General features: G+C 57.3%; 16 protein-coding genes and 3 tRNA genes. 7 read left to right on the top strand and 12 right to left on the bottom strand.

Annotation, left to right across the window (positions count from 1 at the left end; translation table 11 throughout):
* Positions 1 to 221: 221 nt before the first annotated feature.
* The 5 genes from ACOZ4H_RS03675 to ACOZ4H_RS03655 form a co-directional block, all read right to left on the bottom strand.
* Entirely contained in the window at positions 222 to 365 is a 144-nt protein-coding gene (locus ACOZ4H_RS03675) for a hypothetical protein (RefSeq protein WP_424328016.1), read from the bottom strand.
* Positions 362 to 559 (bottom strand): RNA polymerase sigma factor, encoded by a 198-nt coding sequence (locus tag ACOZ4H_RS03670; protein ID WP_424328015.1) that lies wholly within the window; start codon positions 557 to 559, stop codon positions 362 to 364. Before ACOZ4H_RS03670 ends, ACOZ4H_RS03675 begins: the two co-directional genes overlap by 4 nt.
* Positions 556 to 786: a hypothetical protein gene (locus tag ACOZ4H_RS03665; protein ID WP_080505485.1), complete on the bottom strand. Its 231-nt coding sequence runs from the start codon at positions 784 to 786 to the stop codon at positions 556 to 558. Before ACOZ4H_RS03665 ends, ACOZ4H_RS03670 begins: the two co-directional genes overlap by 4 nt.
* 172 nt (positions 787 to 958) lie before the next feature.
* Positions 959 to 1,033 (bottom strand) — tRNA-Ile (locus ACOZ4H_RS03660).
* A gap of 187 nt (positions 1,034 to 1,220) precedes the next feature.
* Positions 1,221 to 1,293 (bottom strand) — tRNA-Asn (locus ACOZ4H_RS03655).
* A 95-nt stretch (positions 1,294 to 1,388) separates the two neighbouring features.
* Here ACOZ4H_RS03655 and cca point away from each other — a divergent pair.
* Positions 1,389 to 2,819, top strand: coding sequence for a CCA tRNA nucleotidyltransferase (gene cca / locus ACOZ4H_RS03650; protein WP_424328014.1), 1,431 nt, complete (start codon positions 1,389 to 1,391; stop codon positions 2,817 to 2,819).
* Here cca and ACOZ4H_RS03645 read toward each other — a convergent pair.
* Genes ACOZ4H_RS03645 through ACOZ4H_RS03635 form a run of 3 tightly spaced genes read right to left on the bottom strand, consistent with a single transcriptional unit; the run spans position 2,798 to position 5,765 of the window.
* Positions 2,798 to 3,805 carry a histone deacetylase family protein gene (locus ACOZ4H_RS03645; protein ID WP_424328013.1) on the bottom strand — a complete coding sequence of 336 codons (1,008 nt, stop codon included), beginning with the start codon at positions 3,803 to 3,805 and terminating at the stop codon, positions 2,798 to 2,800. The genes cca and ACOZ4H_RS03645 overlap by 22 nt on opposite strands.
* Positions 3,806 to 4,243, bottom strand: coding sequence for a histone (locus tag ACOZ4H_RS03640; protein WP_424328012.1), 438 nt, complete (start codon positions 4,241 to 4,243; stop codon positions 3,806 to 3,808). It abuts the gene before it with no gap.
* A gap of 55 nt (positions 4,244 to 4,298) precedes the next feature.
* The gene (locus ACOZ4H_RS03635; protein ID WP_424328011.1) at positions 4,299 to 5,765 is read right to left on the bottom strand and encodes a single-stranded DNA binding protein; all 1,467 of its coding nucleotides are present in this window, start codon (positions 5,763 to 5,765) and stop codon (positions 4,299 to 4,301) included.
* Positions 5,766 to 5,816: 51 nt separating this feature from the next.
* Between ACOZ4H_RS03635 and ACOZ4H_RS03630 the strand changes: the two genes are divergently transcribed.
* Positions 5,817 to 7,124, top strand: a complete 1,308-nt coding sequence (locus ACOZ4H_RS03630) for a tyrosine-type recombinase/integrase (RefSeq protein WP_424328010.1) — start codon at positions 5,817 to 5,819, stop codon at positions 7,122 to 7,124.
* 519 nt (positions 7,125 to 7,643) lie between these two features.
* Here the strand turns inward: ACOZ4H_RS03630 and ACOZ4H_RS03625 are convergent.
* Both ACOZ4H_RS03625 and ACOZ4H_RS03620 read right to left on the bottom strand, forming a co-directional pair.
* Complete coding sequence (locus tag ACOZ4H_RS03625; RefSeq protein ID WP_424328009.1) at positions 7,644 to 8,234, bottom strand: hypothetical protein; 591 nt, start codon at positions 8,232 to 8,234, stop codon at positions 7,644 to 7,646.
* On the bottom strand, positions 8,222 to 8,464 hold the full coding sequence (locus ACOZ4H_RS03620) for a UPF0175 family protein (RefSeq protein ID WP_424328008.1): 243 nt from the start codon (positions 8,462 to 8,464) through the stop codon (positions 8,222 to 8,224). The genes ACOZ4H_RS03625 and ACOZ4H_RS03620 overlap by 13 nt, the downstream gene beginning before the upstream one ends.
* Positions 8,465 to 9,137: 673 nt before the next feature.
* Between ACOZ4H_RS03620 and ACOZ4H_RS03615 the strand changes: the two genes are divergently transcribed.
* Positions 9,138 to 9,494, top strand: a complete 357-nt coding sequence (locus tag ACOZ4H_RS03615) for a hypothetical protein (RefSeq protein ID WP_424328007.1) — start codon at positions 9,138 to 9,140, stop codon at positions 9,492 to 9,494.
* Positions 9,494 to 10,138: a restriction endonuclease gene (locus ACOZ4H_RS03610; RefSeq protein ID WP_424328006.1), complete on the top strand. Its 645-nt coding sequence runs from the start codon at positions 9,494 to 9,496 to the stop codon at positions 10,136 to 10,138. The genes ACOZ4H_RS03615 and ACOZ4H_RS03610 overlap by 1 nt, the downstream gene beginning before the upstream one ends.
* Positions 10,139 to 10,954: 816 nt before the next feature.
* Here the strand turns inward: ACOZ4H_RS03610 and ACOZ4H_RS03605 are convergent.
* A complete protein-coding gene (locus ACOZ4H_RS03605) occupies positions 10,955 to 11,143 on the bottom strand; it encodes a hypothetical protein (protein ID WP_424328005.1) in 189 nt (62 codons plus the stop codon).
* Between the two features lie 521 nt (positions 11,144 to 11,664).
* Here ACOZ4H_RS03605 and ACOZ4H_RS03600 point away from each other — a divergent pair.
* The 3 genes from ACOZ4H_RS03600 (at position 11,665) to ACOZ4H_RS03590 (ending at position 13,247) form a co-directional block, all read left to right on the top strand.
* A tRNA-Arg gene (locus ACOZ4H_RS03600) sits at positions 11,665 to 11,737 on the top strand.
* 333 nt (positions 11,738 to 12,070) lie between these two features.
* Positions 12,071 to 12,679, top strand: a complete 609-nt coding sequence (locus tag ACOZ4H_RS03595; protein ID WP_424328004.1) for a DUF309 domain-containing protein — start codon at positions 12,071 to 12,073, stop codon at positions 12,677 to 12,679.
* 343 nt (positions 12,680 to 13,022) lie between these two features.
* Positions 13,023 to 13,247, top strand: a complete 225-nt coding sequence (locus ACOZ4H_RS03590; protein ID WP_424328003.1) for a hypothetical protein — start codon at positions 13,023 to 13,025, stop codon at positions 13,245 to 13,247.
* Positions 13,248 to 13,371: 124 nt separating this feature from the next.
* On the opposite strand, the gene azf is transcribed toward ACOZ4H_RS03590, so the two are convergent.
* Entirely contained in the window at positions 13,372 to 14,145 is a 774-nt protein-coding gene (azf, locus tag ACOZ4H_RS03585; RefSeq protein ID WP_424328002.1) for an NAD-dependent glucose-6-phosphate dehydrogenase Azf, read from the bottom strand.
* Positions 14,146 to 14,162: the final 17 nt, after the last annotated feature.

The raw sequence follows: 14,162 nt of genomic DNA, 5'->3' as shown, positions 1-14,162 counted from the left end.
CTCGGAGTAGTCGAAACAGGTGGCCCATGTCTCGCCTGCGAGTTCGATATCCTGCGTGGGTTTGCCTTCGGTCTCCCAGCGGTCACCCCACTCCTTGATGAGTGAGTCCATCGCGTAGTAGGGTTTCAGCCCGTAGTCTGGGACGCCAGGATCGGGATGCACACCAATCGTAAAGCGCACGTCGCCCTCATGAGGGGCGCACTTGAGGTGCCGCGACATCCCTACCTCCCGCCCTCGATCTCCGCGACGGCCTGCTCGACTTCGGCCTGACTCTTTACGAGAGGTTGGAAGTTTGTCCAGTCGAACTGAAGGGGTTCACCCGCTTCTACATCGTAGAGCCGGGAGGCACGAACGAACCCCTTCATGCTGAAGTCACCTCCACTTTCTCGCGGGCTCGACGGAGTAGATTTCCGACAGTCCCGGGCGAGCGGCCAGTCTGGCGGGCGTACTCGCGCGGCCCATACTGGCCCATGCCCACAGCCTCGTACACTTCTCGTTCGGCGTCAGTGAGCCGCGACAGGTCTGGTTCGTAGTCGAAAAGAGAGGACTGGGGGCTCACCGCCAGTCACCTCCGAAACATTCCGGGTTCCCACAGAGTTTGTAGTGGGGTCGATACGCGGCGATGGGAACCTCCGTGAAGTCCGCGTCACTTCGGTAATCGGCTTCGGGACAGGCGGGTGTTGGCTCATCAGCGTCCGGATCGAGGCGGTGTAGTGTGTCCGCGTACTGCGAACGGTTCCGCACGCCCTTCTCGGGCAGTGTAGTGGGCGCTGACGCCTTACTCATCGCCCGCACCTCCGGATCGCAAAACCGCCAGACGGCGGCGACCCCCAACAAGTGACTTGTTGAACTCAGAATTTAGCGGGGGTTGCTCCGGACCCCTATTCTGTCGTTCTCCACCGGCTCGCACACCTATCGCTGCCGATTCGTTCCGGATACGGTTCGGGCAGAAACTGGATGGGCCCTGCCGGATTTGAACCAGCGCTCAATCGGTTATGAGCCGATCGCTTTAACCAGACTAAGCTAAGGGCCCTCAGATTGGTGTTGATGAGTCCGCATCTTTAGCCTGTCGGGTTGGAGTGGTGGGGGTTCGGGGATGCGAGCGAGACAGGACAGAAGGTCCCAGGCGTCGCTTGTGTAATCATATGTTCAGCGACTCGGGAAGCCGACGTTACAGCGACTGGCACGCAACGCTCGTCGGCTTCCGAGTGAAAGAACGACGCCACCGCCAGGGCTCGAACCTGGGACAACCTGGGTAACAACCAGGTGCTCTACCAACTGAGCTACGGCGGCGCGAACGCATCTATTGATTGCCAGAGTTGGTAATTAGGGCTTTCGTTTCCAGTCGGCATCGACACGCTTTCACGCACTTGTGCGTAAGCGGCGGTATGAGCGATGAGTTCGACGCCGTCGTCGAGGAGATGCGAGCACGGGCCTCGCCAACCGACGACGAACGAGCGCAGTTACAGCGGGTCGCCGACGCGGTGATGGCCGACGCCGAAGCAGCCATCGCGGACCTACCGGTCGATGCGGAAGTGGTGCAGGTCGGCTCGACGGCGCGGGGGACCTGGACCGCCGGCGACCGGGACGTGGACGTGTTCGTCTGTTTTCCGCCGTCGCTCGACCGCGAAGCGCTGGAGGAATACGGGCTGACGGTCGGGCACGAAGTCCTGCCCGATGGACGCGAGGAGTACGCCGAACACCCCTACGTCGTCGGCGAGCGCGAGGGGTACGCCGTTGATCTGGTCCCCTGTTACGCGGTCGAGGACGCCACAGAAATCCAGTCGGCAGTGGACCGGACGCCGTTTCACACCAGATACCTGCAGGAGCGGCTGGACGACGACAGCGCCGGCGAGGTGCGGGTAGCAAAGCAGTTCCTGAAAGGGATCGGTGTCTACGGGAGTGACCTCCGAACACGCGGATTCTCGGGGTATCTGACGGAGCTGCTAGTACTCGAGTACGGCGGCTTCCGGGCGTTCGTCGAGGCGGTCGCGGACTGGCACCCGCCGGTGCGGCTGGACCCCGAGGACCACGGGAGCGAGACGTTCGACGACCCGCTGGTCGTCATCGACCCGACGGACCCCGAGCGCAACGTCGCGGCGGTGCTGTCCGCCACGAACGTCGCCACACTCCAGCACTACGCCCGGGACCTGCTCGCCGAACCACGGGCCTCGCTGTTCACCGAGGACGACCCTGAGCCGTTCGCAGCACCAGACGTCGAAGCTGCGGTGTCACAGCGGGAAACGACGCCGATGGCGCTCCGCTTCGTCGCCCCGGACGTGGTCGACGACCAGCTCTGGCCCCAGCTCCGGAAATCCCTCGATGGGCTCTGCAGCGAACTCGACCGACGGGGGTTCGAGGTCCTGCGGTCGGCCGCGTTCGTTGAGGACGGCAACACGGACGACAAGGGCCGAGCCTGCGAAGGCGCAACGACCACCGGCGACGGCAACCCACCGTCACAGCGGGACGCCGTCTTACTGCTTGAGTTCGCTGTCGCCGAGCAGCCGGCCGTCGAGCGCCACGATGGGCCGCCGGTCCACGTCCGCGAGCACGCGAGCGGGTTCTTCGAGAAGTACGACGACGACCCCGAGGTGGCCGGTCCCTTCATCGACGGCGACCGGTACGTCGTCGAGCGACCACGGACGTTCACCACAGCCGTGGAGTTCCTTTCAGCCGACGCCGTCTTCGACGTTGGACTGGGGCCGCGGATCGAGTCGGCACTGGAGAGCGGCTACGAGGTGCTGGTCGGTACAGAGATTGCAGCGCTTGCTGACAGCTTCGGCGTCGAGCTGGCGGACTACTTCGATCCGAAGCCCTGATCAGCGAGGTCGTCGAGAACATCGCGGGCGTCGTCGCTGACGTCGTCGTCCGGCTCCATCGGCTGGTACCCGTCGAACACTTCGTGGACGGTCGTGATCGAATCCGCGAGCGTGTCCAGTCCGTAGCCGCCTTCGAGTACGAATCCCAGCGCGGCGTCGCAGGTGTCTGTGAGCGAGCGCATCCGGTCAGTCATCGCGCCGTACCCTTCCGTGGAGACACGCATCCGCGAGATGGGGTCGTGTTCGTGCGCATCGAAGCCGGCGCTGATGAGCAGCAGATCGGGGTCGTAGTCCCGGATCGCCGGCGCGATGCACTCGTCGATTGCGGCGAGATAGTCGGCGGTATCGGCACCGGGCTTGTACTTGACGTTGAGGTTCGTGCCGTCGGCGTCGTCTTTGCCAGTCTCTGCGATATCGCCCGTCCCGGGGTAGAGCCCGTCCTCGTGAATCGAGGTGTAGAACACGTCCGAACGGTCGTAGAAGATGTCCTGCGTACCGTTCCCGTGGTGGACGTCCCAGTCGAAGATGGCGACGCGCTCGGCGTCGGCTTCGAGGGCTGCCTGTGCGGCGACGGCCGCGTTGTTGATGAAACAGAAGCCCATGGCGTCGTCGCCCACGGCGTGATGGCCGGGCGGCCGGCCGAGAGAGAAGGGCGTATCTCGGCCGGCATTGCCGTCAAGCGCGGCTTCGGCCGCCCAGACAGCGAGGCCGGCCGAGGCCAGCGCGGCGTCCCACGTCTCCTCGACCGCGACGGTGTCGGCGTCCCAGTTCCCGCCGCCGTCATCGCAGAATTCGCGGAACTCCGCGATGTAGTCGGTGTCGTGGACCTCGCGCACGAGGTCGACATCGGCGTCGTTGGCGGCGACGTACTCCACACCGTGGTTCTCCTTGAGTGCGCGCCGTATCGCTCGAAGTCTGTCGGGACTCTCCGGATGTCGCGGCCCGGTGTCGTGGTCCAGACAGACCTCGCGGTAGCCGAAGTTCATTCAGTAGTACTGTTCGAGTTCGAAGTACGTTTCGACGTCAGCTGCCTTGATGGTCCGGCGGTCAGCGTGACGCGCCAACGTGGCGGCCGCGGCGGCCGTGTCGTCGGCGTACGTTTCGAGGATAGACGCGAGGGCGACGCGGGCGTCCATTGCGACGCGGTAGTCGTCGTCGATGTCGAGCCGTGCGATTCGGTCGACCGGTGCGACGGGGAGTTCGAGGCCGTCCTTCTCCGGGACCTGCTCGATGCCGAAATCGGCCGGCATCAGCGTCTTCCGCCCGTCCGTGGTTGCCTCCGTGGCTGCCGTGACGGCAAGCGAGGCTCCGTGGTCCTGTATTCGACGAGCCAGTTCCTCCGCAGCGTCGGCACTCACCCGGAGTCCGTCCGCGTTCCGCCGAATGACAGCGTCCACCGGTGCGAACGGTAGCTCGACACTCATACCCAAACCCGGGAGTGTTGCGGTCTTAAGAGTTTCCGTAGCGTCGCTCGGCGACTCAGAACACGTCCTCAGCGTGGAGTCGGTCGTCGCGGAGTTCGCCGCGGACCGTTATCTCCTGCCCTAACTGCACGCGCTCGCCGGTCTCGACGCTCATCGTCTGCTCGCCGTCGTCCAGCACCACGGGGTCGCCGGTCTGGACGACAGTGCCGGTGAACTCCACCTGCTGGCCGGCGCTCTGTGCACCGCCGTCCGGAGTGGTATCGCCGGTGCCGGCGCTGACAGCGGCCGCCCCGTCACCGCTGCTGTCAGCGTCAGTGTCGTCTCCACTGTCACCGAAGGAGGACAGGCCAGCGTGTTCGGCGTCGGTCGCTTCGGCGCTGGCTCCCCCGCCTGCGCCACCAGTCGCCAGGTCCGCACCGTCGTCGAGCACGACAATCGTGGAGTTCCAGCTCGCCGAGGCCTCCTTGTCGTCCTGCCAGCCGTCCTGAATTTCGACGTCTGCCGCGAGCACCTCGTCACCCGGCGCGATGTCCTTGTCCGCCTTGTCGCCCCACAGCGCCACGCGGATGTCGCCCGTCGCGTCCTGGATGCGGACGTTCCGGACCTGTCCCTCGCTGCCGTCGTCGCGGTCGAACGTCCGCTTCGGGTCGGCCGAGCGCACGACGCCGGCGATGTCGACCGTCTCGTCGAGTTCGACGTCTGCGATGGGATCGGCGTCGGGCTCGAACGCCACGTCGTCCTCCACCTCGTCGACGGCCCCCTGGTCGCCGACGTGGAGTTCCAGCGAGCCGTCCCGCTCTCGGACGTAGCCGTCGATGATCTCGACGGCCGCGCCCGCGTCGAGTTCCTCGGCGCGGTCGGCCCGGTCGTCCCACAGCGTCACCCGGATACGTCCCGTCTCGTCACCGAGCGTGAGGTTCGAGACGCGGCCCTCGCTGCCGTCGTCCCGGTCGAACGTCCGGATCGTGTCGGTGTCGAGCACGAGCCCGCGCAACGTCACGTCGGACTGACCCATCGTCAGCGCGTCGATGGACGAACCAGCGCCCGGCTCCACGTCGATCGTGGCGTCGTCGTCCGGTTCCGCCTTGTCGACGGACACCTCCAGGCCGTTGTAGCCGTCCTTCGGCCGGCCCTTGACCCGGAGCACGTCGCCGACCTCCAGTTGCCCCTCGTCGATGTCGACGGCCTGACCGTCCCAGAAGGCGAGCCTGAGGCTGCCGCTCTCGTCGGCTGCCTCGACGTTGATGACCCGTCCGTCCTCGTCCTCGTCGTCGCGTTCGAAGGTCTTCAGGTCGCCGATGGCGATCACTTTGGCGAGGAACTTCACCTCGTCCATCCCGGGTTCGATATCGGCGATGGCGTTGACCTCGTTCTCGTTGAGTTCGTGGGCCAACAGCATCGCGGCCGTCTCCTCGTCGGCGAGCCCGCCCATCTGCTCGACCTTCTCCTCGACGGCCTCGCGGAACTCCTCCTCGGGGACGTCCGTCTCTAAGTCCTCGTAAATGTCCTCTATCGCACCCATTGTTATAACTCCATGTCGGTCAATTCAACAAACGACCGATTCCTACAAGCAATGTCTGACCTACCCGACCGTGACTCTCCACAAAACCTGTTGCGACAGGCCAGGGAGAGTCTCAAAACTGCTCGTGATGAGGGACGCATTAGTGAAGATGAGTTTGGCGTCATCGCAGAAATAGTCAACGCATATGATGAGGATCGGCCATCTACCCCACCTCCTGAAGGAGAATCACACAATGAAGGTACCACTCTCAAGGCGTGGTGCAACCGACTACGATTGGTAGCAGAACGGCTTGAGGTAGATTTGATAAAAGCCACAGAAGATGACATCAACCAGTTGTGGGACGATATTCTAAGTGGGCAACATCCTGATGTGAAGGACAGTGGACTATCACCAAATACTGTCACAGCAAGACAGTCCACAGTACGTCGATTCTACGAGTTTCACGATAATTTGGGAGTTGACCCAGAACAATTGTCAGTGATAGCACCCGAGAAAGACAACGTTGACGAGCGAGACGTTTACGATAGTGATGAGATTGATGCAATGAGAAACTGCATTAACCATCCGAGAGACAAATGTCTCTTCGACCTCCTTGTGTACACTGGGCAACGACTACGTGCAGTGCAGACACTCCGTGTCAAAGACGTTGATGTTGATGATGGAACCTTCTTTTTGAACAACGATGCTGGTGGACTGAAAGGAGCTGATGGAAAACGACCGTTGCTCGGAGCAGAAGCAAGTGTCCGTGAGTGGTTGGACTATCATCCCAATCCCGAACCTGACGCATACCTAATTACACAACGTACTGACTATCGTGCTGATGCTGATGGCAGTGAGCCGTTGACACAGAAGTCAATACGACGGTTGCTCGATAGGATTGTAGATGATGCAGGAGTCGACAAACCATCAAATCCCCATAACTTCCGTCACTCGTTTGTCACAATTGCAAAACGAGACTATGGTATGGATGATTCCACGATTAAGGGACTTATCGGGCATCGTCTTGAGTCCCGTGTGATGGAAGAAGTGTATTCTCATTTGAAGGATGACGACCACGTTCGTGCTGCACAAGAAGCAACGGGTATCCGTGAACCAGATGAGGAGAGTCCACTGTCACCCGACTTCTGTCCTACGTGTGATGAACCACTACCTGATGGGGCAAAGGCCTGTTCTCGTTGTGGGTTGGTGTTCACACCTGATGCACAGAGTGCGAAGGAACAGATGGAGCAAGACCTACACGAATCAAAAGGTGAAGCAAGAGCAAAAGATGATGAGGTTGCTCAAGAAGCAATTGAGCATTTGAAGGCAGAAATCAGTGAAAACCCTGAGCTGATGCACGAACTTCTTGATGAGTTGTAGAAAGGGGCATCGTCGTCAATCCGCGGACACAGGTTGATTAACCGAGTCCGTGGATGAAGACCCACTTTCACGACGTTCAAGGACTATTTCAGCAATCCATGAGCAAGGATAATCTTGATCAATGATGTGCTGAAGTTCCTTGTCCGTCAGTGTGCCATCGGTCAATGTGTTGTGTCCTTTGGTCATAAGGAATCGACCCGTGTCGGGTCGTTAACGTACACTTCGACCAACGGCAGTGTACAAAAGTTGCATCACATATTTAAACCCTCACTCTGGGAGTACCATTGATTGACTAATCTCCGCAATTTTCACAGAGATTTGATTAAATATTGAACATAGAGGGGCCTAATTCGATACGAGAGTGGTCCGAACAATCTTCGAGTGGTATTGTTCATCTACTTGCTCAAACCGATTGTGGAGCCACTGTCGGCTTCTGACAAGGCCACCAATCTGTACTATATTCTTCTCTCGAAAATGCACTGATCCTTATTCAATTACATCTAACCTGACAAAATGGCATTACAGTACCTCGTCTATGGAATCTATCGGTGACCAATATCCGTTGCCCTCAATCCAAGATTCAAGCCAATCATCGGCTGTATCGGTTGAAATTTGTCCTGATTTCACGGACTCCGCTAAGAGACTAAGTGAACCAAGCGTGGGTATATCATATTCTTCTGCTAATTCACAGGCGTCTTGGTCATCAGTAGCAACTGGAACTGGTGCATTATTTTCGATTAAAGAAGACTCGTATAAATCTTCACCGTATTGGATACTCGTGTAAAGAAGAGTTGCCTCCCCCGAATCCAGTTGTTCGAATACCTCATGCGATAGCGTATGGGGTAACTTTGTGAAAGTATAATCAACATGAATTGGATGGTCTTCAGATGGTGGCACATCATCATTCGGAACCAGATGTTTCAGGGCATTATCTAAGAAATCATATCCTTCCTCATATCCATCTTCCAACTCTGACTCCACTTCTCCCGTGGTTATCGCACCTGTTTCCAGATCTTCTAACAATGGGTCACCAATCGTATCAACCAGTACATCAATAGAGTCTGTGTAAGCAAAATTCGAAAGCACAGTGGAATCAATCAGAAGTCGCATCTATTTTTCCAATTCTCCAGTGCTTCTATTTCGCTAATAGCCTCAGACTTGCTTTTTGGTCCGATTCTCAGTTTCACCCCCGCTTCATCAAGAATATCCTTCATTTTCTGCTTCGATATGTCTGCATGCTCGGCTGCTTGTCCCAAAGTCATTTCCTCCAATGCATATAGCCCGATTGCGGTGGCAAGCCGATTGTTATCACCTACTGACTTAGCATCACCAGTGGTCATTGTTTGGAAGTACACGGTTTGAACAGATACTTTTTGGGGTCAATATTCTTGGAAACAGATCATATTGAGCCTGAGGTTTCATACGTGGTTGATGTCAGTAGGAAAGGACGTGTAACCATTGTGGTGATTCCACGAAATTAGTCCCACTTCGGTGTTCACAAAGAATTTATATACTCACGTACGTTCTGAGCCTGCTGACAACGTCGTGTGGGTACTGCTTATACATTTCGAGTCTGGGGGTTGTGTTACCCTTCAAACTCGTTGAGCGCCCACTGACGCCGTTTTATCAGAGTGGGTGTATTGACCCCATTTGGAATCACTATTTCTCTTGAACACTCAAGTGAACAGGAGGGGAGGTGGAATCAACGTTGAACACAATACTTTGTTTGCAAACTTGGTTTCATATATATGAAGAATTGGAAGGATTTGTGGGTGGTCCCAAAGAGGAAGGAAGGGGAAATACAAAGGGGATGGTTAAGAGTTGAAAGTCATTCTTGAGAAAAGGAAGGGGAAATAGAAGGGGATGAAGGAGAAAATAGGAGGGAGAAAAGGAAGGAAAAGAAACAATCGCAAGACGGCGATACGATGATTATTAGTGATATTATATTGAAAATAACTATACGCCAACCAGCAGTCAATTAGTTTTATTTCGGTTGAAAAGTAGTTACCAAGTATGTCTGATTTATCCGAACTGCAGCAGAAAATTTTGCGGACTGCACGAAACAATCCACAAGCATCTCAAAAAGAAATCGCAAGGATATGTGACTGCTCCGACTCATACGTTAGCAGCACATTGAATCAGTACAATTCAGTCAGTGCGTTCAATGCTGAATTGGACACAATGGCAGGTGTCGATACACTACAAACATCGACCAATATGGATGCTCCAATGTGGTTTGAAGGTACAGAACCGATGGTTGAAGATGAAGAGCTTGACGAAGCAGTAGCAGAAGGATTGCAGATTATCGGTGAATCACTTAAGCGGGGCTACAAAGGTCTGAAGGTATTGATACGGAAGATTCGTAGCTAATGTCTGCTGATCCAACCGAGGGGGTTAAAGAATCTCTTGCTTCAATCGATCCATATCAGTTTGAGAAGTTTGTCGCTGCACTTTGGGAACGTCGTGGTTGGACAACCGAGGTAACATCAGCATCGAAAGACGCTGGCATTGATGTCATCATTGAAAAATCAAGCCCGTTCAATCAGACCCAGATCATCCAAGCGAAAAGAAATGCATCGGACAACAAGGTAGGTTCATCCGATATTCAACAATATTCATCTCTCAAGCATCAAGTACCCAATGCAGATACCGTGATCGTCGTAACAACGAGCAAATTCACTTCACCAGCAGAACAACGGGCAGAAGAACTCAATGTCAAGTTGGTTGATGGAAGCACGCTACTGAAAATAATTGAGGGTGAAGATGCCTACGACCTTGTGAGAGAGTTTACCCAAAGTGTCCCAACCGACAATTCGGCAAATCACCAGCCAAGTACAAACAAAACCGACGAAGTAACGTTAGACTCAGAAACGGTTGATGTCCAAGACAACGACACGAAGATTGATGAAGAGATGTCTACCTCAGAAGCAGTCGTTGCAGTCATCCAAGGGCTGGTTGCTCTCGCTATCGTCATCGGTATACTGTATTTGATTGCAATAACCCTCCTGTTCTGAATTTGCTCAGTTCACTGTGTGGATGGAAACACACTCAAACCCTACACTTCACGGCGAACAAACACGACCGTAGTCACTTCCTGCTCAAACCGTTTGGAGCAAGTAGAGGGTGAGTTTAGCCCTCCCGTGCGGTGGTTTGGTGGCACTAATATTGTATGTTTGAACGGGCCTTGCTCACGTCACCCTCTGCTATTCCACTATATTCATTTCACCGATAGAGATTGTAGTAGAGGTATTCTGAAGTTATTTCATCGCGTATGCGTGGTACATCCTTAGTTGTGGGAACTGTCACAAGCTGGTGACGACAGTCACTTTCGACAGATTGCATGGACAACTCTGTGTGTCCATCGTTCGTGTTGGCAACGATCTGTTGTGCCCACCCTACTCACACAGCAATCCTAACAGCGTTTGCTGGGTGGTCGTGGTGGCGGGCAAAGCAGTGCAGTCAGACGACGCTGTCGTTGCTGTATGTCGTCTGACTTCTCAATGCCGACCGTCACCCGACCACTCACTTCTCCGTCGCACCACGTCACTGTATCCACATTGACGCCGTTATGGATACGCATCAGAAGTGCCACGGCCACCCCGTCGACGGTGGAAAAACAAATGAACAGTGGTGTCGTGCTCACAGACACAAAGGTTTAGACGTGAGTGTGACACCACATTTGCCACCATTTCTCCAAATTACGTGTATCCGAATATGCAATTAACTGTTTGTATCACATTCCATATGATTATTGGCGGAAATGCACACTCGATCTTGCCACTACCTCCGTCATTTCACGATGAATGTCTCCAAGAGTCAGCCAGTGGAGACTAATTCTTGTCGTTGAAGTTTGGTCCCTTCTTGACAGTCCGTTCTTCCCTATCAATTCTCACTAACCCTGCTGCTTCTAACGCTCCAAGAGCGTATTGAGACAGCTCAAGACGAAGTTTCGCCACATCTTCGTTGGCAGATGGTAAGTCGTTTCGGACAGCAACTGCTGGTGTAATATTCTTTCTCATTATTCTAATATGCTCCCACGACCTCAATAAACATGCATAGTTTTCACTGAGATTTGTTCCTTCGATTAACCGAACCATATCATGGTGGACAGTGTCGTCTGTAGAATTGATAGACATGAAAACTACTAAACCGCACCCATCTATCTATGGGACGCTGGGCTGGCGCGCGCTTAAGCGTTGTCGTTGGGCGAGCGAGCGGGCGCAGTCGGTCGATTTCGGGTGTGTCCCGTCCATGACTCGAAGGTGGTCTCGGGATGGGTTATAAATCCTCGTCCACAGCACTGCCGACGCCGACTGCCGCCCCACCGCGTCACCCGGGTTTCACCATCGCTCGATAGCCGCCCAGCAACCTGGCAGCGCGTCGCCGTCGCCACATCCGTCGGGTCATCGCTGTCGTGCACAGTCAGCCCGACGACGTGTCCGGTGTGTCAAGTGCTCTCTCCAGCGAGGTATGTCGACCCACCGCGTGACGGTACGCGAACCGTCACCCTTTTTAGGTGCACCACCCTCTCTGGAGATGAGTCCGGATAGGGTAGTGGACTATCCTCTTGGCTTGCGGAGCCAGGGACCGGAGTTCAAATCTCCGTCCGGACGTTTCTGCCGACGCAAACCGCCGAGCGACAGCGAGGCGACTGCGTCGGCGTAACTCCATACATGACCGGACGTGCTCCACGCGAGCACTGCGAGCGTGGAACTCCGTCCGGACGTCATTCTCTCGACACCGATCCACGAGCACCGTGGGGCGTGGGCTCGCTACCGCGAAGAGGGCTGTCGAGGAGTAGCGATTTCTCTACGGCACAACGCTACGAGCGTAGCGAGCGGCCAGTGTTGCGAGCCGTTTCTACCGACATCAAAACGCGAAGCCACAACTCTCCCACCCGACCGGAACGCCGATGTGGTTTTCCGACCCGGAATCCAACCAACAGTGTGCGCGACCACCTCCGTGCCGGCATCGCAGTGTACAACGAAGGTCGCTACCACGCCGCACACGACGCGTGGGAGGAGTACTGGCTGGACCTCGACGAGGGCGACGACGAACGGTTCCTGCACGGCCTCATCCAGTTCACGGCGGTCGTCCACCACGCCAGCGAAGAGAACTGGTCGGGCGCGCAGGGATTGGCCGAGAGCGCGGCGGAGTACCTCGACGGCCTGCCCGACCCGTATCACGGTGTGGCGCTAGACAGGGTCCGGTCGTTCCTCGCAGCGACGGCGGCGGACCCACACCATGCAGCGGCGGACCCGCCAGCGTTGACGCACGACGGCGAAGCCATTGACTACGACGCGCTGGATTTCGACGCCACCGCCATCGCTGCCAGGGTACTGGCGGAGGCTGGCCGGTACGATGAGGAAGTCATCGACGACGCTGTTGACCGCGCGCGGAGTGAACTCGACGGTGACGGCGGCTCACAGTTCGTCGGGATGCTGTTCTCGTTCGTGCGCGAGCGCGACCAGCGGCCCGTCGTCTACCAGCGGCTCCGGGACCATGTGGAACTGGAACAGCAGAGAGACGACGACGTGCGGGGGTTGTTCGACTAGCCCGGCTCTGTTGGACAGTTACCGAGTTAATCGAACCGCAATATTTTCCGGATATTCGCACCGACTATGCCTGCGCCGGCCCACTGACACGTAACCGAATGAGCGACTCGATTGAACGTCACAGTCCGTGGATGCGGAGGGAGAGGCCACCCGGGAAAGTGCTGTTCTCGACAGGATCAGGGGGCTGTGCCGAGGACGTGAGCCTGACGTTCGACCGGGGGTGACCCCCACGTGCTCGGGCCGGGGCTGTATGTCGTCATCGAGCGCGACCCGACTACGGCGTTTTCGCTGGTTTCGTGTGCCAACCCACGCACTTATGTCAATACTTGGAGTAGAGGGGCACATGAAGTCCCGCCTCATCCGTGCGTGGAGTCGTGCCAAGAACGCAGCCATCTTCGCTGCCGTCGGTGCTGGAATCGGTGGACTGTTCGGTAAAAGTGCTGCGAGTAGCGGTGCCGCGCTCGGCGCACTCGTCGGAGCCACGATTGGCGAGAAGCGAGCAAGCATCGGCCCCATCTCGGAGAAAGTGACAGACGAGGCGACTGGTATCGTTTCGTCCGACGAATAGAACTCTGACTGACGATAGGCCAACGGTGATCGACAGAACGGCCGGATAAGCCGAACACGCTCGTCACTCGAGATTACTGCATCGGCGCAAGTGAGGACCCCGTCAAACGCGCCGGTACCGGCGCTTATGGCTCCGGTTCGGCGACGCGCTCCTCGCCGTCGAAGTGCGCGGAGTTGTCCTGCGGGTCGTAGCCCAGCACCTCCTTGGCGCGCTCGATGGAGTAGTACTTTCGGTCGTTGTCGGAGATCCCGTAGACGATTTCGTACTCGTAGTCGGCCTGGAGCGCGCAGTCGTGGATGTGGGCACAGTCCCGGTAAGAAAGCCACATCGCCTGCCCGCGCTCGTAGTCGATCGGCGGGTGGCCGCGCGTGAGGTTGCCGATGCGGATGTTGCAGACGGAGAGCCCGTACTGGTCGTGGTAGTAGCGGCCCAGCACCTCGCCGGTGGCTTTCGAGACACCGTAGAGATTGCCGGGACGAGGGAGTTCTGTCCCGTCGAGGCGGTACTGGTCGTCCGGGCGATACATCTCGGGCGTGCGCTCGTCCGTTTCGAAGGAGCCGACGGCGTGGTTCGAGGACGCGAAGACGAACTTCTCGACGCCCTCGTCGACAGCGGCCTCGTACATCTTCTGGGTGCCGTCGATGTTGTTTTCGAGGACGGAGTCCCAGGGGGCTTCCGGCCGGGGATCGCCGGCCAGGTGGATGACGGCGCCGACGCCGTCCATCGCCGCGGCCACGTCGCCCTCACTGGACACGTCCCCGACGAGGTACTCGTGGTCGGGCTCCTCGGCGGGTGGGCTGTGGAACATGAGTTTCCACTCGTAGGCGTCCTCGAGTCCCTCGAGGATGGCCGCCCCGACAGCGCCGCCAGCGCCGGTGAGCAGAACCGGGTCGTCCATTCGTATGAGACGATACG

This window comes from Haloarcula amylolytica (assembly GCF_049705545.1).
GTDB classification, from domain to species: Archaea; Halobacteriota; Halobacteria; order Halobacteriales; family Haloarculaceae; genus Haloarcula; species Haloarcula amylolytica_B.
This window is presented reverse-complemented; position numbering and strand designations above follow the sequence as displayed.

Excerpts from the sequence above, each read along its gene's own strand:
- ACOZ4H_RS03675 (WP_424328016.1), bottom strand. The coding sequence starts at position 365 with ATGAAGGGGTTCGTTCGTGCCTCCCGGCTCTACGATGTAGAAGCGGGT.
- ACOZ4H_RS03665 (WP_080505485.1), bottom strand. The coding sequence starts at position 786 with ATGAGTAAGGCGTCAGCGCCCACTACACTGCCCGAGAAGGGCGTGCGG.
- cca (WP_424328014.1), top strand. The coding sequence starts at position 1,389 with ATGAGCGATGAGTTCGACGCCGTCGTCGAGGAGATGCGAGCACGGGCC.
- ACOZ4H_RS03645 (WP_424328013.1), bottom strand. The coding sequence starts at position 3,805 with ATGAACTTCGGCTACCGCGAGGTCTGTCTGGACCACGACACCGGGCCG.
- ACOZ4H_RS03640 (WP_424328012.1), bottom strand. The coding sequence starts at position 4,243 with ATGAGTGTCGAGCTACCGTTCGCACCGGTGGACGCTGTCATTCGGCGG.
- ACOZ4H_RS03635 (WP_424328011.1), bottom strand. The coding sequence starts at position 5,765 with ATGGGTGCGATAGAGGACATTTACGAGGACTTAGAGACGGACGTCCCC.
- ACOZ4H_RS03630 (WP_424328010.1), top strand. The coding sequence starts at position 5,817 with ATGTCTGACCTACCCGACCGTGACTCTCCACAAAACCTGTTGCGACAG.
- ACOZ4H_RS03625 (WP_424328009.1), bottom strand. The coding sequence starts at position 8,234 with ATGCGACTTCTGATTGATTCCACTGTGCTTTCGAATTTTGCTTACACA.
- ACOZ4H_RS03620 (WP_424328008.1), bottom strand. The coding sequence starts at position 8,464 with ATGACCACTGGTGATGCTAAGTCAGTAGGTGATAACAATCGGCTTGCC.
- ACOZ4H_RS03615 (WP_424328007.1), top strand. The coding sequence starts at position 9,138 with ATGTCTGATTTATCCGAACTGCAGCAGAAAATTTTGCGGACTGCACGA.
- ACOZ4H_RS03610 (WP_424328006.1), top strand. The coding sequence starts at position 9,494 with ATGTCTGCTGATCCAACCGAGGGGGTTAAAGAATCTCTTGCTTCAATC.
- ACOZ4H_RS03605 (WP_424328005.1), bottom strand. The coding sequence starts at position 11,143 with ATGAGAAAGAATATTACACCAGCAGTTGCTGTCCGAAACGACTTACCA.
- ACOZ4H_RS03590 (WP_424328003.1), top strand. The coding sequence starts at position 13,023 with ATGAAGTCCCGCCTCATCCGTGCGTGGAGTCGTGCCAAGAACGCAGCC.
- azf (WP_424328002.1), bottom strand. The coding sequence starts at position 14,145 with ATGGACGACCCGGTTCTGCTCACCGGCGCTGGCGGCGCTGTCGGGGCG.